This window comes from Sphingomonas sp. (assembly GCF_035555815.1).
GTDB lineage: Bacteria > Pseudomonadota > Alphaproteobacteria > Sphingomonadales > Sphingomonadaceae > Sphingomonas.
On the sequence record NZ_DATMGG010000039.1, the window covers coordinates 1 to 20,576 of the forward strand.

The window sequence follows — 20,576 nt, forward strand, 5'->3', positions numbered from 1 at the left end:
GGTCGGGCCGATCCGACGCACCCACCAAGGCTATGGTGCGGGCGCTTTCGAGCAGCGCCTTGATATCCTCGTCACGGGTCAGCGGCATGTCGTTTCATCCTCCGTGGGCGCGCAGCCAGCTGTCGACCGCGCCCGCCACAGCATCGAACGCCGCCGCGTCCGGGCCGTTCCCGGCGGCGGGGGGCAGGCCCGCATCCGAATCACGCCGGATCGCGATGCTGAGCGGGATGCGGCCGAGGAAATCGATGCCCAGCCGCGCTGCTTCCGCCTCGGCGCCGCCGCTGCCGAACGGATCGGAGACCTCGCCGCAATGCGGGCAGGCATAGCCGGCCATATTCTCGACCAGGCCGATGATCGGCACCCCGGCCTTGTTGAACAGATCGATCGCGCGTGCCGCGTCGATCAGCGCCAGATCCTGCGGCGTCGACACGATCATCGCGCCGACCGGCTTGTGCTTCTGCACCATCGTCAACTGGATGTCACCGGTGCCCGGCGGCAGATCGAGGATCAGCGGATCGACGTCGCCCCAATGCGCGTCGATCAGCTGGCCCAGCGCGTTGCCCGCCATCGGCCCGCGCCACGCGATCGCCTGTCCCGCCGGCACCAGCATCCCCATCGACAGCAGCGGGACGCCGGCAGGGGTGGCCACCGGGATCATCTTGTTGTCACGCGCATCGGGCGGGACCGGATCGGCGCCGAGCAGGCGCGGCTGCGACGGGCCGTAGATGTCGGCGTCGACCAGCCCGGCCTTGCGCCCTCGGCGGGCGAGCGCCACCGCGAGGTTGGCGGAGACGGTCGACTTGCCCACGCCGCCCTTGCCGCTGGCGACGGCGACCAGCCGGCGGGCGGTGCGTTCGCTCGTCCGCAGCACGCGCACCTCTGCCGTGCCGGTCACCCGCGCGCGCGCCTCGGCCTCCAGCGCGTCGGCCTGCGCCGGATCGAGTCCGGTGACGTCGATCATCAATGTCGCGCGCCCGTCCTTCAGGCGACCGGAAACACGGGGGGGCAGGTCGGGAATGGTGTCCATCCGTGGCACTTAGGGCGCCGTTCGCTCGGTGCCACTGTTTTTCCGCGGATCGCCACCTATAAAGGCAGGCATGAGCATTTTATCGGGGTGGCGCGCGTTCGGCCACGTCCTCCACAGCGATCCGCCCAAGAACCCCTGGGGCGGCAAGGCCTCCGGCGGTGACGATTCGGACAAGGGCGATGATTCGGGCAAGGGCGGCGGCCCGCGCAACCCCTGGTCCTATCCGCCCAACGGTCGCCGCGCGAAGCCGGGCGCGTCGAGCGCGCTGGACGACCTGCTGAAGCGCGCGCGCGGCGGCGGCGGCCCCAATCTGCCCGGCGTGCCGGGACGCAGTGTGGTGCTGATCGGCATCGGCCTGATCCTCGCGGTGTGGCTGTTGTTCACCAGCGTGTGGCAGATCGCGCCGCAGGAACGCGGCGTGGTGACCTTCTTCGGTCGCTATGCCGGGGTGCTGGAGCCGGGCGTCCACATGACGCTGCCGGCGCCGTTCAACAACGTGACCAAGGTCGACGTCCAGAACATCCGCGAAGAGAATTTCCCGTCGGGCACCGGCGGCGAAAACCTGATGCTGACCGGCGACCAGAACATCATCAACCTGGCGTATCAGGTGCGCTGGAACATCGGCAATCCGCAGGATTACGTCTTCCAGATCCGCCAGCCGACCGAGACGGTGCGCGCGACCGCGGAAAGCGCGATGCGCGGCGTCGTCGCCGACGTTACGCTCGACCAGGCACTGGGCCGCGGCCGCACCGTGATCGAGGCGCGGGTGCAGCAGGCGATGCAGCAGATCCTCGACGATTATAATTCGGGCGTTCGCATCCAGGGCGTGGCGATCAGCAAGGCCGATCCGCCAGACGCGGTCAACGACGACTTCAAGGCGGTTTCCGCCGCGCAGCAGGAGGCGCAGGCCAACCTGAACAACTCGCGCGCCTATGCCCAGCAGGTGATCGCCCGCGCGCAGGGTGAGGCGGCGCAGTTCGACAAGATCTACGAACAGTACAAGCTGTCGCCCGAGGTGACCAAGCGCCGGCTTTACTATGAGACGATGGAGGCGGTGCTCGCCAAGTCGAACAAGACCATCGTCGAGGCGCCGGGCGTGACGCCCTATCTGCCGCTGCCTGAGGCGGCGCGGCGGACCATACCCGATGCCGGCGCGGCCGCCACGACGCCGCCCGCCGTCCAGCAGGGAGCCAATTGATGCCGATCCGGCTCCGTAATCCGATCGTCGCGGGCGTGCTGCTGCTCGCCGCGCTTATCGTGATGGCCAGCACTTTCGCGATCGTGCCTGAGACGCGGCAGGCGGTGATCCTGCGGTTTGGCGTGCCGGTGGGCAAGCCGATCAACGCGTGGAAGGCCGGGCAGGAATTCGGCCACACCGGCGCCGGCCTGATCGCGCGCGTGCCGTTCATCGATCAGATCGTGTGGATCGACAAGCGCGTGCTCGACGTCGATCTCGACGATCAGCCGGTGCTGTCGACCGATCAGCTCCGGCTTCAGGTCGATGCCTATGCGCGGTTCCGCGTGATCGATCCGCTGCGCATGGTGGTGACCGCGCGCAGCGTCGATGGCGTCACCTCCGCGCTCCAGCCGCTGTTCAGCTCCGCGCTGCGCGCCGAACTGGGCAAGGTCGATTTCGCGGTGCTGCTGTCGCCCGAACGCGGCAAGGTGATGGACGATATCCAGGAACGGTTGCAGCGCAACGCCAGCCAGTACGGCGTCCAGATCGTCGACGTGCGGATCAAGCACGCCGACCTGCCGACCGGCAGCCCGCTGGAAAGCGCGTTCCTGCGGATGCGCACGGCGCGCCAGCAGCAGGCGCTGACCATCCGCGCGCAGGGGCAGCGCAACGCGCAGATCGTCCGCGCCGATGCCGATGCGCAGGCGGCGAAGATCTACGCCGACGCGTTCGGCAAGGATCCGCGCTTCTATGATTTCTACCGCGCGATGCAGTCGTACCGCTACACGTTCGGCGCTGATGGCGGCGCGGATGAAGGACGCGGTGGCAGCTCGATCATCCTGAGCCCGCAGAACGGCTATCTGCGCGAGTTCCAGGGGCGTTGACGCGATCGACGGCGGAAGATGAAAAACGCGTCATTCGCTGTCGAACCGTTCATCTTCAGTGAGCGTTCAGCATTGTAGTCGTCATTAGGTCGTCGAAGTTCAGGGTCGCTCCACATCCATTCGAGCTCGAGAGGAATACCAAAAGTGCGTTACGCCTACGCCCTTACCGCAGCGCTTCTTGTCGGCGGCGCCGCCGCCTCGATGACGCTCCAGCCGCCGGCCGGCGCGCAGACCGCGCAGAACGAGCCGGGCGCCATCACCGCCACCGCCCCCCGTGTCGGCGCGCCGATGAGCTTTGCCGACATGGTGGCGAAGCTTCAGCCGGCGGTGGTCAACATCTCGACCACCCAGCGCGTGACCGTGAATCAGCAGGCCAACCCGTTCGCCGGCACTCCGTTCGGCGACATGTTCGGCTTTGGTCCGGGCGGGCAGGGCGGTCAGAACGGTGGCCGCCCGGTGACGCGTGAGGCGCAGTCGCTCGGTTCGGGCTTCATCATCTCGCCCGACGGCTATGTCGTCACCAACAACCACGTCATTTCGGCCGGATCGAAGACGGCGGTGGTCGAATCGATCACCGTCACACTGACCGATCGCCGTGAATTCAAGGCCAAGCTGATCGGCCGCGATCCGCGTTCGGACCTGGCGCTGCTCAAGATCGAGGGCGCCAACCTGCCGTTCGTCAAATGGGGCGATTCCGCCGCCGCCCGCGTCGGCGACTGGGTGGTCGCGATCGGCCAGCCGTTCGGCATCGGATCGACGGTGACGGCCGGGATCATTTCGGCGGTCCACCGCACGACATCGGGCGACGCCAGCCGCTTCATCCAGACCGACGCGTCGATCAACCAGGGCAACTCGGGCGGTCCGATGTTCGACCTGAACGGCAACGTGATCGGCATCAATTCGCAGATCCTGTCGCCGACCGGTGCCAACGTCGGCATCGGCTTCGCGATACCGGCGGAGGAAGCCAAGCCGATTATCGACACGCTGCTGAAGGGCCAGACGGTGCAGCGCGGCTATCTGGGCGTCGGCATCCAGCCGATCGACGACGGCATCGCATCGGCGCTGGGGCTGCCCAAGAATCGCGGCGAGCTGATCAGCCGGATCGAGCCGGGCGAGGCGGCGGAGAAGGCCGGGTTGAAGCAGGGTGACGTCGTCGTCTCGGTCGGCGGCAAGGAAGTCACCCCCGACCAGACGCTGAGCTATCTCGTCGCCAATCAGGCGCCGGGCACCAAGGTGCCGCTGTCTGTGATCCGCGACGGCAAGCCGCTGACGCTGACCGCGACGGTGGGGACGCGCCCGCCGGAGGATCAGATCGCCGCCTTTACCTCGGGCGACGACGATAACGACGGATTGCCCGACGATGACGGCAACGGCCAGTCGGCCAGCGCCGCGCTGGGCCTGCAGGTGGTGCCGCTCACCCCGCAGATCGCGCGCAACCTGGGCGTCGATCCGGCGACGCGCGGCGTGGTCATCGCCAGCGCCGATCCCGGCAGCGACGCGGCGGCCAACAAGGGCCTGCGTCGCGGCGACGTGGTGGTGTCGGTCAATCGCCAGCCGGTGACGACCGCGGCGGAGTTCAACGCCGCTGTCCGTACCGCCAGCCAGGCGGGCCGCGACACGGTGCTGCTGTATATCCAGCGGCCGCGTGGTAACGGCGGCTTCATCGCGGTGAAGATCAAAAACTGATGCGGTTGGCCCCTCCCCCGCCAGTCGGGGGAGGGGCCACGCGTCGCGGCGGCGGTGTCGCCGTGCCCCTTTGGCCCGGCGGCGATCTTCGGTATCGCTGTCGCCGCAACCAGAGGGGATCGCCCATGTCCGATTCGACGCCCAATTCGATTTATATCGGCAGCAGCGCCGCCGGCGTCCGCCAGGACCTCGTGCTCAAGCGCGCCAACCGCCACGGGCTGATCGCGGGCGCGACCGGCACCGGCAAGACGGTGACGTTGCAGGGCATCGTCGAGGGGTTTTCCGCGAACGGCGTCGCGTGCTTCGTCGCCGACGTGAAGGGCGACCTGTCGGGCCTCGCGATGGCCGGATCGCCGCAGGCCAAGACCCACGACAGCTTCGCCGCGCGCGCGCAGCAGATCGGGCTGAGCGACTGGGCCTATGCCGACAATCCGGTGCAGTTCTGGGACCTGTTCGGCGAACAGGGCCACCCGATCCGCACCACGATCAGCGAGATGGGACCGCTGCTGCTGTCGCGGCTGATGGACCTGAACGAGGTGCAGGAAGGCGTGCTCAACATCGCCTTCCACGTCGCCGACAAGGACGGGCTGCTGCTGCTCGACCTTGACGATCTTCAGGCGATGCTCGCGCATTGCGCCGAACGGGCCGAGGAACTGACCACCACCTACGGCAACGTCAGCAAGCAGTCGGTCGGCGCGATCCAGCGCGCGCTGCTCCAGTTGCGGTCGCAGGGCGGCGAGCATTTCTTCGGCGAGCCGGCGCTGGACATGGCCGATTTCATCGGTGTCGACGACAAGGGACGCGGCATCGTCAACATCCTGGCGGCCGACAAGCTGATGGCCAGCCCGAAGCTCTATTCGACCTTCCTGCTGTGGCTGCTGTCCGAACTGTTCGAGACGCTGCCCGAGGTCGGCGACCCGGACAAGCCCAAGCTGGCGTTCTTCTTCGACGAAGCGCATCTGCTGTTCAACGACACGCCCAAGGCGCTGCTGGAAAAGGTCGAGCAGGTCGTCCGCCTGATTCGATCGAAGGGCGTCGGCGTCTATTTCATCACCCAGAACCCGATCGACATCCCCGATACGGTCGCCGCGCAGCTCAACAACCGCGTGCAGCACAAATTGAACGCCTTCACGCCGCGCGATCAGCAGGCGGTCAAGGCGGCGGCGCAGACGTTCCGTGCCAACCCCGGCGTCGACGTGGTCACCGCGATCACCGAATTGGCGGTGGGCGAGGCGCTCGTGTCGCTGCTCCAGCCCGATGGCGCGCCGGCGCCTGTCGAGCGCACGCTGATCAAGCCGCCGTGCTCGCGCGTCGGCCCGGTCACGCCGGTCGAGCGCGGAGTGCTGATCCAGACCGACGCGATCGGCAGTAAATACGACACCGCGATCAACCGCGAATCGGCCGAGGAGATCCTGGCGGCCAAATCGGGGGAGGCCGCTGCTGCCGCCGCCGCCGCCAAGGCGCAGGACGACGCGGAAAAATCGGCCGCGTTGCAGGCCAAGGCCGATGCCGCCGCCGCCAAGGATGCCGAGCGTGCCCGGATCGCGGCGGAAAAGGACGCGGATCGCCAGGCGCGGGCGGCGGCGCAGGCGCAGCGTCAGGCCGAACGTGACGCGGCGAACAATCCGTGGAACAAGGCGATAACCTCCGCGACCCGTTCCGCCAGCTCCGCCGCCGGCCGCGCGGTGGCGAACGAGGTGACCAAGGCGGTTTTCGGCAGCTCGCGCTCCTCGCGCGGCGGCGGCATCGTCGGCGGGCTGGTGCGCGGCGTGCTGGGGGGATTGTTCCGGGGGTGACGCGACGAATCATCGTCATTCCCGCGCAGGCGGGAATCCGTTGCCATTCAACATTTTCAGCCTCACGCCGGTTGACCGGAACCGATTCCCGCCTGCGCGGGAATAACGTTCTATTTGCGTCAGACAGCTTCTAGAATACCGCTTTGCACCGGAGTCGCCGCCGATGAACGCCCCGCTCGCCACCGACTGGACCGCCGCCGGTGCCGCCGAACTCGACGAGATCGTCGCGCTGCGCCGCGCGATCCACGCCGACCCCGAAGTCGGCCTCCACTGTACCCGCACCACCGCGAAGCTGCGCGCGGCGCTGGACGGGCTGCCACTGGAGATTCACGAATCCTCCTCGACCAGCGGCTTTATCGCGATCCTGCGTGGCGGCGGCGCGGGCGGGAAGGGTGATAACGGCCGCACCGTGCTGTTGCGCGGCGACATGGATGCGCTGCCGATGCCGGAGGAGACCGGGCTCGACTATGCCAGCCGGGTACCGAACACGATGCACGCCTGCGGCCATGATTCGCACGCCGCGATGCTGGTCGGCGCCGCCCGCGCGCTGTCGGCGCGGCGCGAATCGCTGCCGGGGACGGTGGTGTTCATGTTCCAGCCGGGCGAGGAGGGGTACCACGGCGCCCGCTTCATGATCGAGGACGGGCTGCTCGACGTCGAGCGCCCCGACGCCGCCTTTGCGCTGCACATCTGGCCGAACGCGCCGGGCGGGGTCGTGCTCGGGCGGCCGGGGCCGTTGCTCGCCTCGACCGACGCGCTCAACATCACCGTGCGCGGACAGGGCGGCCATGCCGCGATGCCGCATGAGGGGGTCGATCCGATCCCGGTCGCGTGCGAGATTGTCACCGCGCTGTCGACCTTTGTCGCGCGGCAGATCCCGGTGACCGACCCGGCGGTGCTGTCGATCACGCGGATCGACGCCGGTTCCGCCTATAATATCGTCCCCGATCAGGTCGAGCTGAAGGGCACGCTGCGCACCCTGTCCAACGCCACCCGCGACAAGGCGCAGGCCGGGCTGCGGCGGATCGCCGACCATATCGCACAGGCCCACGGCTGCACCGCCGAGGTGCGGATCGACGAGGGCTATCCGGTGACGATGAACGATCCGCGCGCGGTCGATCTGGTGCGCGGCATCGCCGAGGATCTTGGCGGGCGCGGCTGGCGCACCGTCCCCGCGCCGATCATGGGCGGTGAGGATTTCTCCTATGTCCTGCGTGAGGTGCCGGGCGCTATGGCGTTCCTGGGGGTCGCGGCGGAGGATGTCGATCCGGCCACCGCGCCGCCGCTGCACAATACTCGCATGACCATCGAAGAGTCGGTGATGGCAAGGGGCGTCGCGCTTCACTGCGCCTTTGCCGCGCGCTTCCTGGAGGATGGGTTCGGCTAAGGGCGGCGGGCCTTCGATTCATTTCGCCTCGTCCCCCGATTTGTGCCAACTTGCCGCGATGGCTACCACCACCGAACCCCGCCCGCTGCGCGAACTCACGGTGCGCGGCATCGTGCTTGGCGCGATCATCACGCTGCTGTTCACCGCCGCCAACGTCTATGCCGGGCTGAAGGTCGGGCTGACCTTCGCGACATCGATCCCGGCGGCGGTGGTGTCGATGGCGATCCTGCGATCGTTCCGCGACAGCTCGATCCTGGAGAACAACATCGTCCAGACGATCGCGTCGGCGGCTGGCACGCTGGCGGCGATCGTGTTCGTGCTGCCCGGCCTGATCATGGTCGGCTGGTGGACCGGCTTCCCCTATTGGACGACGGTGGCGGTGTGCATCACCGGCGGCGTGCTGGGGGTGATGTTCTCCGTGCCGCTGCGTCGTGCGCTGGTGACCGGATCGAACCTGCCCTATCCCGAGGGCGTCGCGGCGGCGGAGGTGCTCAAGGTCGGCTCGAGCTCGGGCACCGGCGATGCGGAGAACGCGCGCGGGCTGCGCGTGCTGATGCTCGGCACGGCGTTTTCCGCCGGGTTCGCGCTGCTGGCCAAGATGAAGCTGGTGGCGGAGGAGGCCGGGCGCAACTTCGCGGTCGGCGGCACGGCGACGGGCTGGTCGACCAGCTGGTCGATGCTGCTGATCGGGGTCGGGCACCTGGTCGGCATCTCGGTCGGCGCGGCGATGTTCTTCGGCATGTTGATCGCGTGGGTGGTGCTGGTGCCGTGGTTCGCCTCCGGCGGCGACCTGTCGGCGGTCGACGCGCTGGTCGGCACCACCTTCCGCAGCCAGGTGCGGTTCGTCGGTGCGGGGACGATCGGCGTGGCGGCGATCTGGTCGCTGCTCAAGATCATCGGGCCGATCATCGCCGGGCTGCGATCGGCGCTGGGCGCGTCGCGCGCGCGCAACGCGGGCGAGGCCCTCGACCTGACCGAGCGCGATATCCCGATCGGCATCGTCGGCGTCGCCGTGCTGGCGACGCTGGTGCCGATCGCGTGGCTATTGTGGAGCTTTTCGTTCGGCGGCCCGGTGCACGACTATCCGCTGGCGGTGATCGGGGGATCGCTCGCCTATGTGCTGGTGATCGGCGTGCTGATCGCCGCGATCTGCGGCTACATGGCCGGGCTGATCGGCGCGTCGAACTCGCCGGTGTCCGGGGTCGGCATCCTGGCGGTGCTGGGCGCGTCGCTGCTGCTCGTGGCGATCTTCGGGCATGAGAGCGATCCGGCGCGGGTCAACGCGCTGGTCGCCTATGCGCTGTTCACCACCGCGATCATCTTTTCGGTCGCGACGATCTCCAACGACAACCTTCAGGATCTCAAGACCGGCCAGCTCGTCGGGGCGACGCCGTGGCGGCAGCAGCTTGCGCTGATCCTGGGCGTGGTGTTCGGATCCCTGGCGATTCCCGTGGTGCTCGATCTGCTCAAGAACACGCTCGGCTTCGTCGGGATGCCCGGCGCCGGACCCAACGCGCTGTCCGCGCCGCAGGCGGCGCTGATCTCGTCGCTGGCCAAGGGGGTGCTGGGCGGCGACATCGACTGGAATCTGATTGGGCTGGGCGCGCTGATCGGCGCGGCGGTGATCGTGGTCGACGAACTGCTGGGCAAGGCGAAGAAGATGCGCCTGCCGCCGCTGGCGGTGGGGATGGGGATCTACCTGCCGATGGGACTGACGCTGCTGATCCCGGTCGGCGCGCTGATCGGCCATTTCTACAACCGTTGGGCCGAGCGGTCGGCCAACCCCGCCTTTGCCGAGCGGATGGGCGTGCTCACCGCGACCGGGCTGATCGTCGGCGAGAGCCTGTTCGGGGTTGCGTTCGCCGGAATCCTGGCGTGGGCCAACCGCCATTCGCCGGTCCCGCCCAATGACGCGCCGCTGGCGATCATGGGCGATGGGTTTGAGACGATCGCGCTGTGGGTCGCGCCGCTGCTATTCTTTGTCCTGATCGCGATCGGCTATCGGATGACCCGCGCGCTGGTGCGCGCGACGCCGGCTGTCGCCGAAACTGCTGCGGATGAGGGCGGGGCGAGCTATCGCTAGCGAGGGCGGCGGTTCCGTGGCCTGACCTGAGCGGTCGTCACAGGTGGACCGTCATTCCCGCGCAGGCGGGGATGGATTGTCGCGGGTGGTGGCGAATCCTACGTCGGCCGGAGAAACCGATTCCCGGCCGCGCGGGAGTGATGACGTAGCTGGACGGGCGCTGGGCGTCGCGCGCCGAACGCGCCTACATCTGCTCCAGCAGCGATTTTATCGGGACGAAGGCGAACCCGATCGACGAATCGGCGATGCCATAAGGCAGGAAGATCTTGTCGCCGTGGCGCAGCGCCCCGCAGGTGTAGACCACGTTGGGCACATAGCCCTCCCGGTCCTGATCGGCCGGGGCGATCAGCGGTTCGCGGGTGCGGCCGATCACCTTTGACGGATCGTTCTTGTCGAGCAGCGTCGCGCCGATCGCATATTTGCGCATCGCGCCGACGCCGTGGGTCAGCAGCAGCCAGCCCTCCTCCAGCTCGATCGGCGGGCCGCAATTGCCCATCTGCACCAGTTCCCAGGGATAGATCGGCTTGATCAGGATCTGCCCCTCGTCCCAATGGTCGAGCCGGTCGGAGGTGATGATGTAGATGTTCTCGCCATCCTGGCGGCCGATCATCATGTACTGGCCGCCCACCTTGCGCGGGAACAGCGCCATGCCCTTGTTGCGCGCCGCCGATCCCGACATCGGCACCAGATCGAACGCGCGGAAATCGCTGGTCCGCATCAACTCGGACTGGATGCGCTCACCGTTATAGGCGGTGTACGTGCCGATCCATTCCGTACGGCCGTCGTCGTGGGTGAACTGGACGAGCCGGAGGTCTTCCAGCCCCTTCGACTGGGCGGCGGTGACCGGGAAGATGACGGTGCCCGACAGCGTCGAATCGCGGTGGCGGTGGACCGTCACCGGCCCCACCGGCACCTCCGCCTCCTCGCCCAGCACGTCGGCGGCGGTGGCGAAGGGCGGTTCAGCGGCCAGCTTGAGCTGGTTGCCGGCGGTGATGATCCCCTCCCGGAACGCGACCGAGCTGATGTGCCCCTCGCCGACCGCGCGCATCGACATCAGGAAGCGCAGCGATCCGCGCGGCATTCCGCTCTGGTCGTAATGCGGCACCACGCTGGGGTTCATCAGCGCGGCGGCGGCATAGCTGTATTCGTGGCAGAAATAGGCGCCGATCAGTTGGCGCTTCTCATCGCCGATGTCGCGCCCGTCGAGCCCGAGCTGGGCCTCGATCTCGTCATAGCGGGTCATGAACACGCGACGGGTCTGCCAGTGGCGCGCCTCGAAATCCTTGAGCACCGCCTCCAGCGAATCATGAGTCTGGCGCGCGCTCATCGCCAGCACCGCGCTGACGATCCGTTCGGTACGGCTGGGCGCGCCGCTGGTCGCCGCCCAGCCGATATGGAACGGACGGACCACCACGCGGGAGGGATCGGCGTGCAGCCGCAACGCGTGGTTGAACAATTCTAGCAAAAGCGGCCCCCCGGAAGATCGTCAGCACCGCATCGCGCGACCCGCGGGGTCAGGCAACGGCGTGGTGCGGTCCTGCCACGGCTGCGGCCCGTTTTCCAAGCGCGGAAATCGCGCACGAGGCGAGCTGAAGCGCCAGAATCGATTCGGCGCCCTGGTTTCGATTGAGCCCGTCCGGCTGGAGCCCGTCGAAACAGCCGCCGTCGCTGGCGGTCGCCAGCGGCAGGCCGAGGTCGTTGACCCCCAGATACCAGCGATAGGCGCGTTCCGCCTCCTCGACCCAGAGATGATCGCCGGTCGCGTCGAACGCGGTGGCGCAGGCGTCGATCGTCGCCTGTGCTTCCAGCGGCTGCTGGTCGAACGGCAGCGGATCGGCATAGGGCCGGCCGAAACTGTCGGTGCCGACCGCGCGGAAACGCCCCTCGGCCGAAGTCTGGCGCTGGACGATCCAGCGCAGCGTCTCGATCCCGGTCGCGATGAAGTCGTCGCGCTTCAACGTCATGCCCGCGCGGATGAGCGCCTCGGGCAGCCGTGCATTGTCATAGGCCAGCACGATCTCGAACCACTGCCATTCGGGCCGGCGCGCCTCATCGAGCAGCGCGGTCAGTTCCGCGGCGAAGCGGGACAGGATGGTGCGCGCCAGCGCATGGTCGGGGTGCGCGTCCAACATCGCCGCCGCGCCGAGCATGGCGAAGGCGTGCGCGCGCGGCGAGCCGAGTTCGAGCGCCAGGCTGGCGGTGGTGTCGAACATCATCGCCGCCCAGTCGCGGTGCTTCTGCAACCGCGCGGTCGCCGCCGTCGCGCCGAGCGCCCACAAGGTGCGGCCGTTCGAATCCTCGGAGCCGGCATCCTCGCACCACGTCCGGTCGAAATTCATGAAGTTGCGAAACCGCCGCGCCTCCGGGTTCCAGGCGAACTGGATGAACGACGCATAGACGCTGGTCCATTTGTCGCGCGTCGCGGCGTCGAGCGGATCGATCCGGTTCATCAGCATCAGCGCGCGGGCGTTGTCGTCGATGCAATAACCGTGGCGGCGGTCGGGGATCGAATAGATCGAATGCTGGAGCATCCCGGTGGCGTCGCTCATCCGCTCGACCGCGGCGATGTCTGGCGTGAGCGGGCGCAGCGGGGCCTTTCCGACGATGCGGCGCGGCTGGGCGGCGACCATCGCCGCGATCTCGCCGATCGCGGTTTCCGCCAGCCGCGGCCAGATCATCGTGCGACCGCGCGCATAGGCGCGCCGCGAGACCGCCGAACGATGCTCCTCGCTGCCGAGCAGCGCGTTGATTTCCCGCGCGAAGGCGGCGCTGTCGCCGAAATCGACCAGCACGCCGTGATCGTCGGCCAAGATCTCGCTGGCATGGACATAGGGGGTGGAGACCACCGCCTTGCCGACCCCGACGGCATAGCTGAGCGTGCCCGAGGTGATCTGCGCCGGGTTGCTGTACGGCGTCGCATAAACGTCGGCGGCCTGGAGATAGTCGATCAGCTCGTCATGCTCGACAAAGGCATCGATGAAGCTGACGTGGTCCGCCACGCCACGTTCGGCGGCGAGCGCCTTCAGCCGGTCGCGATAGGCTTCGCCCTCATGCGCGACCAGATTGGGGTGCGTCGCCCCGAGCACGACATAGCGCGCGTTCGGATTCGCGGCGACCACCGCCGGCATCGCCTCGATCATGGTCTCGATGCCCTTGTTGGGGGCGAGCAGGCCGAACGTCAGGATGACCGCGTGGCCGTCCCAGCCGAACCGCGGCTTCATCGTCACCGCATCGACCAGCGGGCGGTCGGGCACGCCGTGCGGGATGGTCACCACCGCGCGCGGATTCGCGCCATAGACGCGGGTCAGTATCTCGCGCCCGCGCTCGGCCATCACGATCACCCGCGACGCCCGCCGCAACAGCGCTTCCAGCACGCGGCGCTCGTCGGCGCTCGGCTTTTCCAGCACGGTGTGGAGCGTGACGATCACCGGCATGGTGACGCGGTTGACCAGCGCCAGGATATAGTCGCCCGCCGCACCGCCATAGATGCCATATTCGTGCTGAACCCACAGGGCCTGCGCCCCGCTGGCCTCGATTGCGCGGGCAGCATCCAGATAGGCGGCGCGATCATTCTGCGCGATCGCGCCAGTCACCTGCGGTGGATAGCTGTAATGACCAGGGTGATCGTCCATCGCATAGACGTCTACCTGAAGATCGGGAAAGCGCGATCGAAGTGCATGGAAAGTATCTGTGGTGTACGTCGCGATACCGCATTTACGCGGCAGATAGTTTCCCACCATGGCGATATGGTCGATCCGAATGCTCGTGGCAGCCTGATCCATGGTTGTCCTTCACCTGTGCAAGTATCGGAAGTGGGCGATGATTCACCCGATCTTCCGACCAACGCATTCGGCGGAGGATGGTTGCTTTCATGTTGCAATGCAACAAAAAAGAATCGATAGCTGGGTCGCAGATCGCGATCAGCCCCGTCCGCGATATCCGGGGACATCCTGCGCGGGGATCCACACCCCCGCCGGCGGCGCGCCCGATTGCCAGAACACGTCGATCGGGATGCCGCCGCGCGGAAACCAATAGCCGCCGATGCGCAGCCAGTGCGGTTTCATCTCGTCGAACAGCCGCTGGCCGATGCCGACGGTGCAATCCTCGTGGAACGCGCCATGGTTGCGGAACGCGCCGAGGAACAGCTTGAGCGATTTCGATTCGACGATGGTCGCATCGGGCACATAGTCGATCACCAGATGCGCGAAATCGGGCTGACCGGTGATCGGGCAGAGCGAGGTGAATTCGGGCACGGCAAAGCGCACCAGATAGCGCGTCCCGGCGCGCGGATTGGGCACATAGTCGAGGACAGCCGCCTCGGGAGAGGCGGGCAGGCTGCTCGCCTGGCCAAGATGGATCGGGTTCATGCCGCCCATGTAGGGCAGGCGCGGCGCTGCGCAAACTCGACGTGGCCCGAACGGCTCACTAGACGCATTGTCATGGAACCGCTTGTCTCCACCCAATGGCTCGCCGATGCGATCGGCGCGCCCGACCTGCGCATCGTCGACGCGACCTATATCCTGCCCGAATATGGCCGCGACGCCGCCGCCGAACATCGCGCGGCGCATATTCCCGGCGCGGTGTTCGCACCGTTCAAATCGGTGTCCGACCCCGACAGCCCGCTGCCCAACACGCTGCCCTCGGCGGATGCGTTCGCGGCGGCGGCGTCCGCGCTGGGGCTGTCCACCGACGACCGCATCGTCGTCTACGACAATTCGCCGCACCACAGCGCGGCGCGGATGTGGTGGCTGCTGCGGCTGTTCGGGGCGACGCGGGTCGCGATCCTCGACGGCGGGCTGGCCAAGTGGACGGCGGAGGGGCGGCCTGTCGCCGGCGGCGACGCGGCGCCCGCGCCGGGGCGCTTCGCGGCGACTCGCGGCGACGGGGGCGTGCGCGATCTGGCGCAGATGAAGTTGGCGGTGGCGGATGGCGCCCCGATCGCCGACGCGCGATCGGCGACGCGCTTCGCCGGCCTGACAACAGAGCCGCGCGCGGGCGTGTCGCCCGGCCATATCCCCGGATCGCGCAACCTGCCGCAGGATTGCCTGTTCCATGTGGACGAGACGTGGAAACAGGGTGCGGAGCTGCGTGCCGCCTTTGCCGATGCCGGGATCGATCCCGATCGCCCGTTCATCGCTACCTGCGGATCGGGCGTCACCGCCGCGGTGCTGGTGTTCGGCGCGCACCTGCTCGGCCATGACGCGGCGTTGTATGACGGCAGCTGGTCCGAATGGGGCGCCGACCCCGCCACGCCAAAGGCGACGGGGAACGCATGAACGACGACGATCGCAAGCCCGCTACCCGGACGGTCACCGCCGGCCGGCGCGCGGAATGGACGCAGGGAATCGTCAGCCCGCCGGTGTGGCGCGCCTCGACCATCCTGTACGATACGGTCGCGGACCTGCGCGCGGGCGGCGCGCGCGATACCCACCACCGGCTGTTCTACGGCCGGCGCGGCACGCCGACGCAATGGTCGCTGGCGGAGGCGCTGACCGAGCTGGAGCCGGGCGCACACGCGACGTTGCTCTATCCGTCGGGGGTGGCGGCGGTGAATTCGGCGCTGCTGTCGGTATTGCGGCCGGGCGACGAATTGCTGCTGGTCGACAGCGCCTATGATCCGACCCGCAATTTCGCCAACGGGCTGCTCAAGACGTTCGGCATCGCCACACGCTATTACGATCCGCTGATCGGCGCCGGCATCGCCGACCTGATCGGACCGGACACGCGCGCGATCTTCATGGAAAGCCCCGGCAGCCTGACCTTCGAGGTGCAGGACGTGCCGGCGATCGTCGCAGCGGCCAGGGCGCGCGGCGTGGTCACGCTGATCGACAACACCTGGGCGACCCCGCTGGGCCTGCCGGTGATCGGCATGGGGGTCGATTTCTCGATCCTGGCGTGCACCAAATACGTCGTCGGACATTCCGACGTGATGCTGGGATCGGTGACGACGACACAGGCATATTGGGACGCCCTGCGATCGGTCAGCTACCAGCTGGGCCAGACCGCCAGCCCCGACGACGCCTGGCTGGGCGCGCGCGGCCTCAGGACGATGGCGGTACGGCTCGACCGTCACGCCGCCAGCGCATTGCGCATCGCCGAATGGCTGAAGACGCGGGCGGAAGTGGCGCGCGTGCTGCATCCGGCGCTGCCCGATTGCCCCGGCCACGAGCTGTTCGTCCGCGATTTCCGGGGGGGCGCCGGGCTGTTCGCGTTCGAGCTGGCCGGTGGCGGCGAGGCGGAGCGGGCGGCATTGATCGATACGCTCGACCTGTTCGGCATCGGCTATAGCTGGGGCGGGTTCGAGAGCCTGGCGCTGCCGGTCGATCCCGCGCGCCACCGCACCGCGACCCGGTGGGAGGGGCGCGGCCCGCTCGTCCGCCTGTCGATCGGGTTGGAGGACGCCGACGACCTGATCGCCGACCTCGACCGCGGGCTGGCCGCGTGGCGGGCCGCGCGAGGGTGACCGGGCTGGGCGCCTGGCTGTCGGGACAGGGGCTGCCGCAGCTGACCCCGGCCGAGTTGGCGCAGACCGGGCTGGCATGGGCGCTGGCGGTCGCGGCGCTGGCGCTGGGCTGGCTCGCCGGCCGCACGCTGGGGCCGCGCGCGACCGCGCTGTGGACCGCGCGCGTCGGCGAACATGGCGCGGGGATGGGCAAGCGGCTGTGCCGGATCCTGCGCCACGCCATCGCCGCGTTGCTGCTCGCCATCGTCGCGCGCGTCTATCCGTGGCAACCGCTGGGCGCCGCCGGGATCGGCGTGGCGCTGGGCGGATCGGGCGCGCTGGCGATGGTCGGGCTGCTGCGCGGCGTCGGGCTGGCGCGGTGGATCGCGTGGAGCGTCGCGACGGTGGTGTTCGTCGCGCTGCTCAGCCACAGCGTCGGCGGCTTTGCGCAGATCACCGCGACGCTCGACTCGATCGGGGTCGATCTCGGGTCGCGACGACTGTCGCTGCTCGCGGTGATCACGATGCTGGTGACGGTGGTGCTGCTCTATGCGCTGGTGCGGCTGGCGAACCGCGCCACCGGCCAGGCGCTGGCGGGCGCCCGCGCGCTCGATCCCACCCAGCGGCTGCTGGCGCAAAAGCTGATCGGCATCGGAATCGTCGTCGTCGCCTTTTTCTTCGGCATCGATTTGCTTGGCATCGACCTGACCAGCTTCGCGCTGTTTTCCGGCGCGTTCGGCCTGGCGATCGGCTTTGGCCTGCAAAAGACGATCGGCAACCTGATCGCCGGCATCATCCTGCTGATGGACCGGTCGGTGAAGCCGGGCGACGTCATCGTCGTTGGCGACAGCTTCGGCTGGGTCAACAAGATCGGGGTGCGCGCGGTGTCGGTGGTGACGCGCGACGGCAAGGAACATCTGATTCCGAACGAGAATCTGATGACGCAGGAGGTGGAGAACTGGTCGTTTTCCGATCCGAACGTGCGCATCCGCATCCCGGTACGCGTCGGCTATGACTGCGACCTGCCGCTGGCGCAGGCGCTGATGCTGCGCGCCGCGACCGACAGCACCCGCGTGCTGGAGACTCCGCAGCCCAACGTCCGGCTGACCGCGTTCGGCGAATATGCCGTCGAGCATGACATATTGGTGTGGGTCAGCGATCCTGAGAGCGGGGTCGGCAACATCCGGTCCGACGTGCTCAACCGGCTGTGGGTGCTGTTCCGCGAGAACGGCATCGTCGTGCCCTATCCGCAGCGCGACGTGCGGATCGTGCCGCAGGCGCTTGGAGAGCGGCCGCCCGCACCCTAGATGGGCGCGGTGAGTTCTCCGGTCACCGCCCGTATCGCCGATGGCGTCGCGTCGATCCCCGCCGCCGACTGGGATGCGTGTGCGGGCACCGACAATCCGTTCGTCAGCCACGCGTTTCTTTCGGCACTGGAGGCTTCGGGATCGGTCAATGCAGATAGCGGGTGGCAGGCGCTGCCGATCGTCTTCGACGGCGCGGATGGGCGCGCGGCGGCGATCGCGCCAGCCTATGCCAAGAGCCACAGCCAGGGCGAATATGTGTTCGACCATAGCTGGGCCGATGCCTGGGAGCGGGCGGGCGGTCGCTATTATCCCAAGCTCCAGCTCGCCGTGCCGTTCTCGCCGGTGCCCGGTCCCCGGCTGCTGCTGCGCGATCCCGCCGCCGGGCCGGCGCTGATCGCGGCGGTGGAGGCGGTGACCGACCAGAACGCGCTGTCGTCCGCACACGCCACGTTCGTCGCACCCGATCAACTGCCGGTGTTCGAGGCGGCCGGGTGGCTGATGCGGGCGGGTACGCAGTTTCACTGGGCGAACCACGATTATGCCGGCTTCGAGGATTTCCTGGGCGAACTGGCGTCGCGCAAGCGCAAGGCGATCCGGCGTGAGCGCGCCGCGGCGATCGACGGGCTGGCGATCCGCCACGTTTGCGGTGCGGACATCACCGAGGCGGATTGGGACGCCTTCTGGGCATTCTATCAGGATACCGGATCGCGCAAATGGGGGCGGCCCTATCTGACCCGCGCGTTCTTCTCGCTGCTGGGGGAGGCGATGGCCGATCGCTGCCTGCTGATCTTTGCCGAGCGCGACGGGCGGCCGATCGCCGGGGCGCTCAACCTGATCGGCGCGGACACGCTCTACGGCCGCTATTGGGGCTGCACGGAGGAGGTGCCGTTCCTCCATTTCGAGCTATGCTATTACCAGGCGATCGACGCCGCCATCGCGCGCGGGCTGCGCACGGTCGAGGCGGGCGCGCAGGGCGAGCACAAGCTGGCGCGCGGCTATCTGCCGGTGACGACCTGGTCGGCCCATTACATCCCCGACCCCGGCTTTCGCCGCGCGATCGCCGATTTTCTGGAACGCGAGCGCGAAGCCGTCGCGCGGGAACAGGACTTCCTGGGCGAACTCGGCCCGTTCAGGACGTCTTCTTCACCATAGTTTCGATGTGGCGGTAGAGGTCGGGATACGGCCCCAGATCGCCGGGCGTCAGTTGCGCGCGCGGGACGTCGTGATCGACCTTGAACAGCGCCGAATTGCCGTCGCGCCACACCGGGACCAGCCCGGCCTCCAGCCGCTTGTCATAGGCGGGCGGGCGGATCACCCAGACATAATCGAACGCCTTGCGCGGGAATCGCGCCAGGCTGACTCCGACCGGACGCCACCATTCGCGCGAGCATTTGACGCTGGTGACGATCTGCGACGGATCGTGCGAGAACGGAATCGCGGCGCGATAGCGCACCGTCAGCAACTGCGCGCCGGGCATCGACCATTGATCGTTGGTGTAGGCGAGGCGCCGCACCATCGCGAGGCCAGGCAGGTGCTGCAGCCGCGTCATCTTCCATTCGTTGTTGCAGGTTTCCCCGACGAAGGAGACCAGCCTGGCGCCGACCGGCACATGATCGAGCGCCTTCAGCTCGCGGTCATAGACGCGGTCGTACATCCAGAAGCTGATCGTCGTCCCGCCGATCCGCACCAGGAAAAACGCGAGCCCGGCGATCGCCAGCGTCATCGCCGCGCGCGTCGACACGCCCGGCTTGGGCCGCAGCGCGATCAGCGCGATCCCCAGCATGAACGGCGCCAGCCGCATGTCGGCATAGGCGGATCCGAACACGATCCGCGGCAGCAGCACGAACACTGCGATCAGGAACAGCGCGGACAGCGACAGGTTGCGCGAATATTGGATGGCGGGATCGCGCAGCCCCTTGAACAGCACCATGAACAGCACCGCGACCGATGCGACGTCGAAACCGATCCAGCGGTCGCGCAGGATCATCGTCACCCACATCACCTTGGCGCGCCAGTTGAGCCAGTCGCCGGTCTGGCCAGAGACATGGCCGCTGCGCCACAGCACCATCAGCAGCGCCGGCGGCGCCAGCGGCAGGCAGGCGATTCCCGCGTGGACCCACGGCACCGCCCAGCGCTGGAGGAAGCCGTCGCGGTCGCGGCGCAGATCGTGCTGGCGGATCAACTCGGCGGAGAAGCACAGCACCCCCAGCGTGCCCCAGCCATAGGTGTGCGCCAGCCAGATCACCGCCGCGATCGGCACGAACACCACCGCACGCAGCGTCAGATGCCCGGTCCGCGCCATCCGCAGCCACAGCGCGAAGGCGTTGAGCGCGAGCGCCATCGACAGCGCGAAATTGACGAAGCCGAAATGGAACGGATAGCTGTAGGCGAGCGGCAGCGCGAACAGCGCGGTGGCGGGGATGCGCCCGTGCACCTCCCGCGCGATCCACAGGAAACCGACCGCGATCATCGGCGGGATCGCCAGCACGATCAGCTTGACCGCCAGTTCCAGTCCGAAGATCGGCGCGAGCGGAATGATCAGCAGGTCGACGCCGAGATTGCCGATGAGGGCCCAGCGGAAGTTGTACCATTCGGCGAGCCATGGATATTCGCCGTGGCCGAGCTGGACGCGATAGCGCGCCATATGCCCCGGCAGGTCGACCAGCGGCGGCACCTCCGGCCACAGCAGCGGCACGGCGCAGATCAGCGCCGCGGCAAGCACGAACCAGCGTGTTTGCCACCATTGCAGACGCGCGGCTGCCGGTTCGCCCCCTTCCATCGGGCGGC

At 68.2% G+C, this 20,576-nt stretch carries 15 protein-coding genes and 1 pseudogene; 10 read left to right on the plus strand and 6 right to left on the minus strand.

The annotated features are described in order from the left end of the window. Together VNR91_RS02075 and VNR91_RS02080 are read right to left on the minus strand one after the other, a co-directional pair. Positions 1-88: pseudogene (locus VNR91_RS02075) on the minus strand (CoA-binding protein); the annotation flags it as partial. 6 nt (positions 89-94) lie between these two features. Then, positions 95-1,027, minus strand: a complete 933-nt coding sequence (locus VNR91_RS02080; protein WP_325489134.1) for an Mrp/NBP35 family ATP-binding protein — start codon at positions 1,025-1,027, stop codon at positions 95-97. 70 nt (positions 1,028-1,097) lie between these two features. Here VNR91_RS02080 and VNR91_RS02085 point away from each other — a divergent pair, with 70 nt between their 5' ends. The 6 genes from VNR91_RS02085 (at position 1,098) to VNR91_RS02110 (ending at position 10,040) form a co-directional block, all read left to right on the plus strand. Next, the gene (locus tag VNR91_RS02085; protein ID WP_325489135.1) at positions 1,098-2,225 is read left to right on the plus strand and encodes a protease modulator HflK; all 1,128 of its coding nucleotides are present in this window, start codon (positions 1,098-1,100) and stop codon (positions 2,223-2,225) included. Further along, a complete protein-coding gene (locus VNR91_RS02090; RefSeq protein WP_325489136.1) occupies positions 2,225-3,088 on the plus strand; it encodes a protease modulator HflC in 864 nt (287 codons plus the stop codon). Before VNR91_RS02085 ends, VNR91_RS02090 begins: the two co-directional genes overlap by 1 nt. Before the next feature lie 144 nt (positions 3,089-3,232). Next, a complete protein-coding gene (locus tag VNR91_RS02095; protein WP_325489137.1) occupies positions 3,233-4,774 on the plus strand; it encodes a Do family serine endopeptidase in 1,542 nt (513 codons plus the stop codon). Positions 4,775-4,899: 125 nt separating this feature from the next. Next, positions 4,900-6,570 (plus strand): helicase HerA-like domain-containing protein, encoded by a 1,671-nt coding sequence (locus VNR91_RS02100; RefSeq protein ID WP_325489138.1) that lies wholly within the window; start codon positions 4,900-4,902, stop codon positions 6,568-6,570. A gap of 163 nt (positions 6,571-6,733) precedes the next feature. Continuing rightward, complete coding sequence (locus VNR91_RS02105) at positions 6,734-7,957, plus strand: M20 family metallopeptidase (protein ID WP_325489139.1); 1,224 nt, start codon at positions 6,734-6,736, stop codon at positions 7,955-7,957. 58 nt (positions 7,958-8,015) lie between these two features. Next, positions 8,016-10,040: an OPT family oligopeptide transporter gene (locus VNR91_RS02110; protein ID WP_325489140.1), complete on the plus strand. Its 2,025-nt coding sequence runs from the start codon at positions 8,016-8,018 to the stop codon at positions 10,038-10,040. 184 nt (positions 10,041-10,224) lie between these two features. Here VNR91_RS02110 and VNR91_RS02115 read toward each other — a convergent pair whose 3' ends face one another. The 3 genes from VNR91_RS02115 to queF form a co-directional block, all read right to left on the minus strand. Then, positions 10,225-11,505, minus strand: coding sequence for a glycoside hydrolase family 130 protein (locus tag VNR91_RS02115; RefSeq protein WP_325489141.1), 1,281 nt, complete (start codon positions 11,503-11,505; stop codon positions 10,225-10,227). Between the two features lie 49 nt (positions 11,506-11,554). Continuing rightward, a complete protein-coding gene (locus VNR91_RS02120; protein WP_325489162.1) occupies positions 11,555-13,780 on the minus strand; it encodes a glycosyltransferase family 4 protein in 2,226 nt (741 codons plus the stop codon). Between the two features lie 180 nt (positions 13,781-13,960). Further along, positions 13,961-14,407 carry a preQ(1) synthase gene (queF, locus tag VNR91_RS02125; protein WP_325489142.1) on the minus strand — a complete coding sequence of 149 codons (447 nt, stop codon included), beginning with the start codon at positions 14,405-14,407 and terminating at the stop codon, positions 13,961-13,963. Positions 14,408-14,479: 72 nt separating this feature from the next. Here queF and VNR91_RS02130 point away from each other — a divergent pair, with 72 nt between their 5' ends. From VNR91_RS02130 to VNR91_RS02145, 4 genes are read left to right on the plus strand one after another with little or no spacing between them, the layout of a single operon-like run. Beyond that, on the plus strand, positions 14,480-15,316 hold the full coding sequence (locus VNR91_RS02130; RefSeq protein ID WP_325489143.1) for a sulfurtransferase: 837 nt from the start codon (positions 14,480-14,482) through the stop codon (positions 15,314-15,316). Beyond that, the gene (gene metC / locus VNR91_RS02135; protein WP_325489144.1) at positions 15,313-16,503 is read left to right on the plus strand and encodes a cystathionine beta-lyase; all 1,191 of its coding nucleotides are present in this window, start codon (positions 15,313-15,315) and stop codon (positions 16,501-16,503) included. Before VNR91_RS02130 ends, metC begins: the two co-directional genes overlap by 4 nt. Then, complete coding sequence (locus VNR91_RS02140; RefSeq protein WP_325489145.1) at positions 16,482-17,789, plus strand: mechanosensitive ion channel family protein; 1,308 nt, start codon at positions 16,482-16,484, stop codon at positions 17,787-17,789. Before metC ends, VNR91_RS02140 begins: the two co-directional genes overlap by 22 nt. 9 nt (positions 17,790-17,798) lie before the next feature. Further along, entirely contained in the window at positions 17,799-18,941 is a 1,143-nt protein-coding gene (locus VNR91_RS02145; RefSeq protein WP_325489146.1) for a GNAT family N-acetyltransferase, read from the plus strand. On the opposite strand, the gene VNR91_RS02150 is transcribed toward VNR91_RS02145, so the two are convergent. Continuing rightward, entirely contained in the window at positions 18,919-20,568 is a 1,650-nt protein-coding gene (locus tag VNR91_RS02150; RefSeq protein WP_325489147.1) for a hypothetical protein, read from the minus strand. The two genes, VNR91_RS02145 and VNR91_RS02150, sit on opposite strands and share 23 nt — an antisense overlap. Positions 20,569-20,576: the final 8 nt, after the last annotated feature.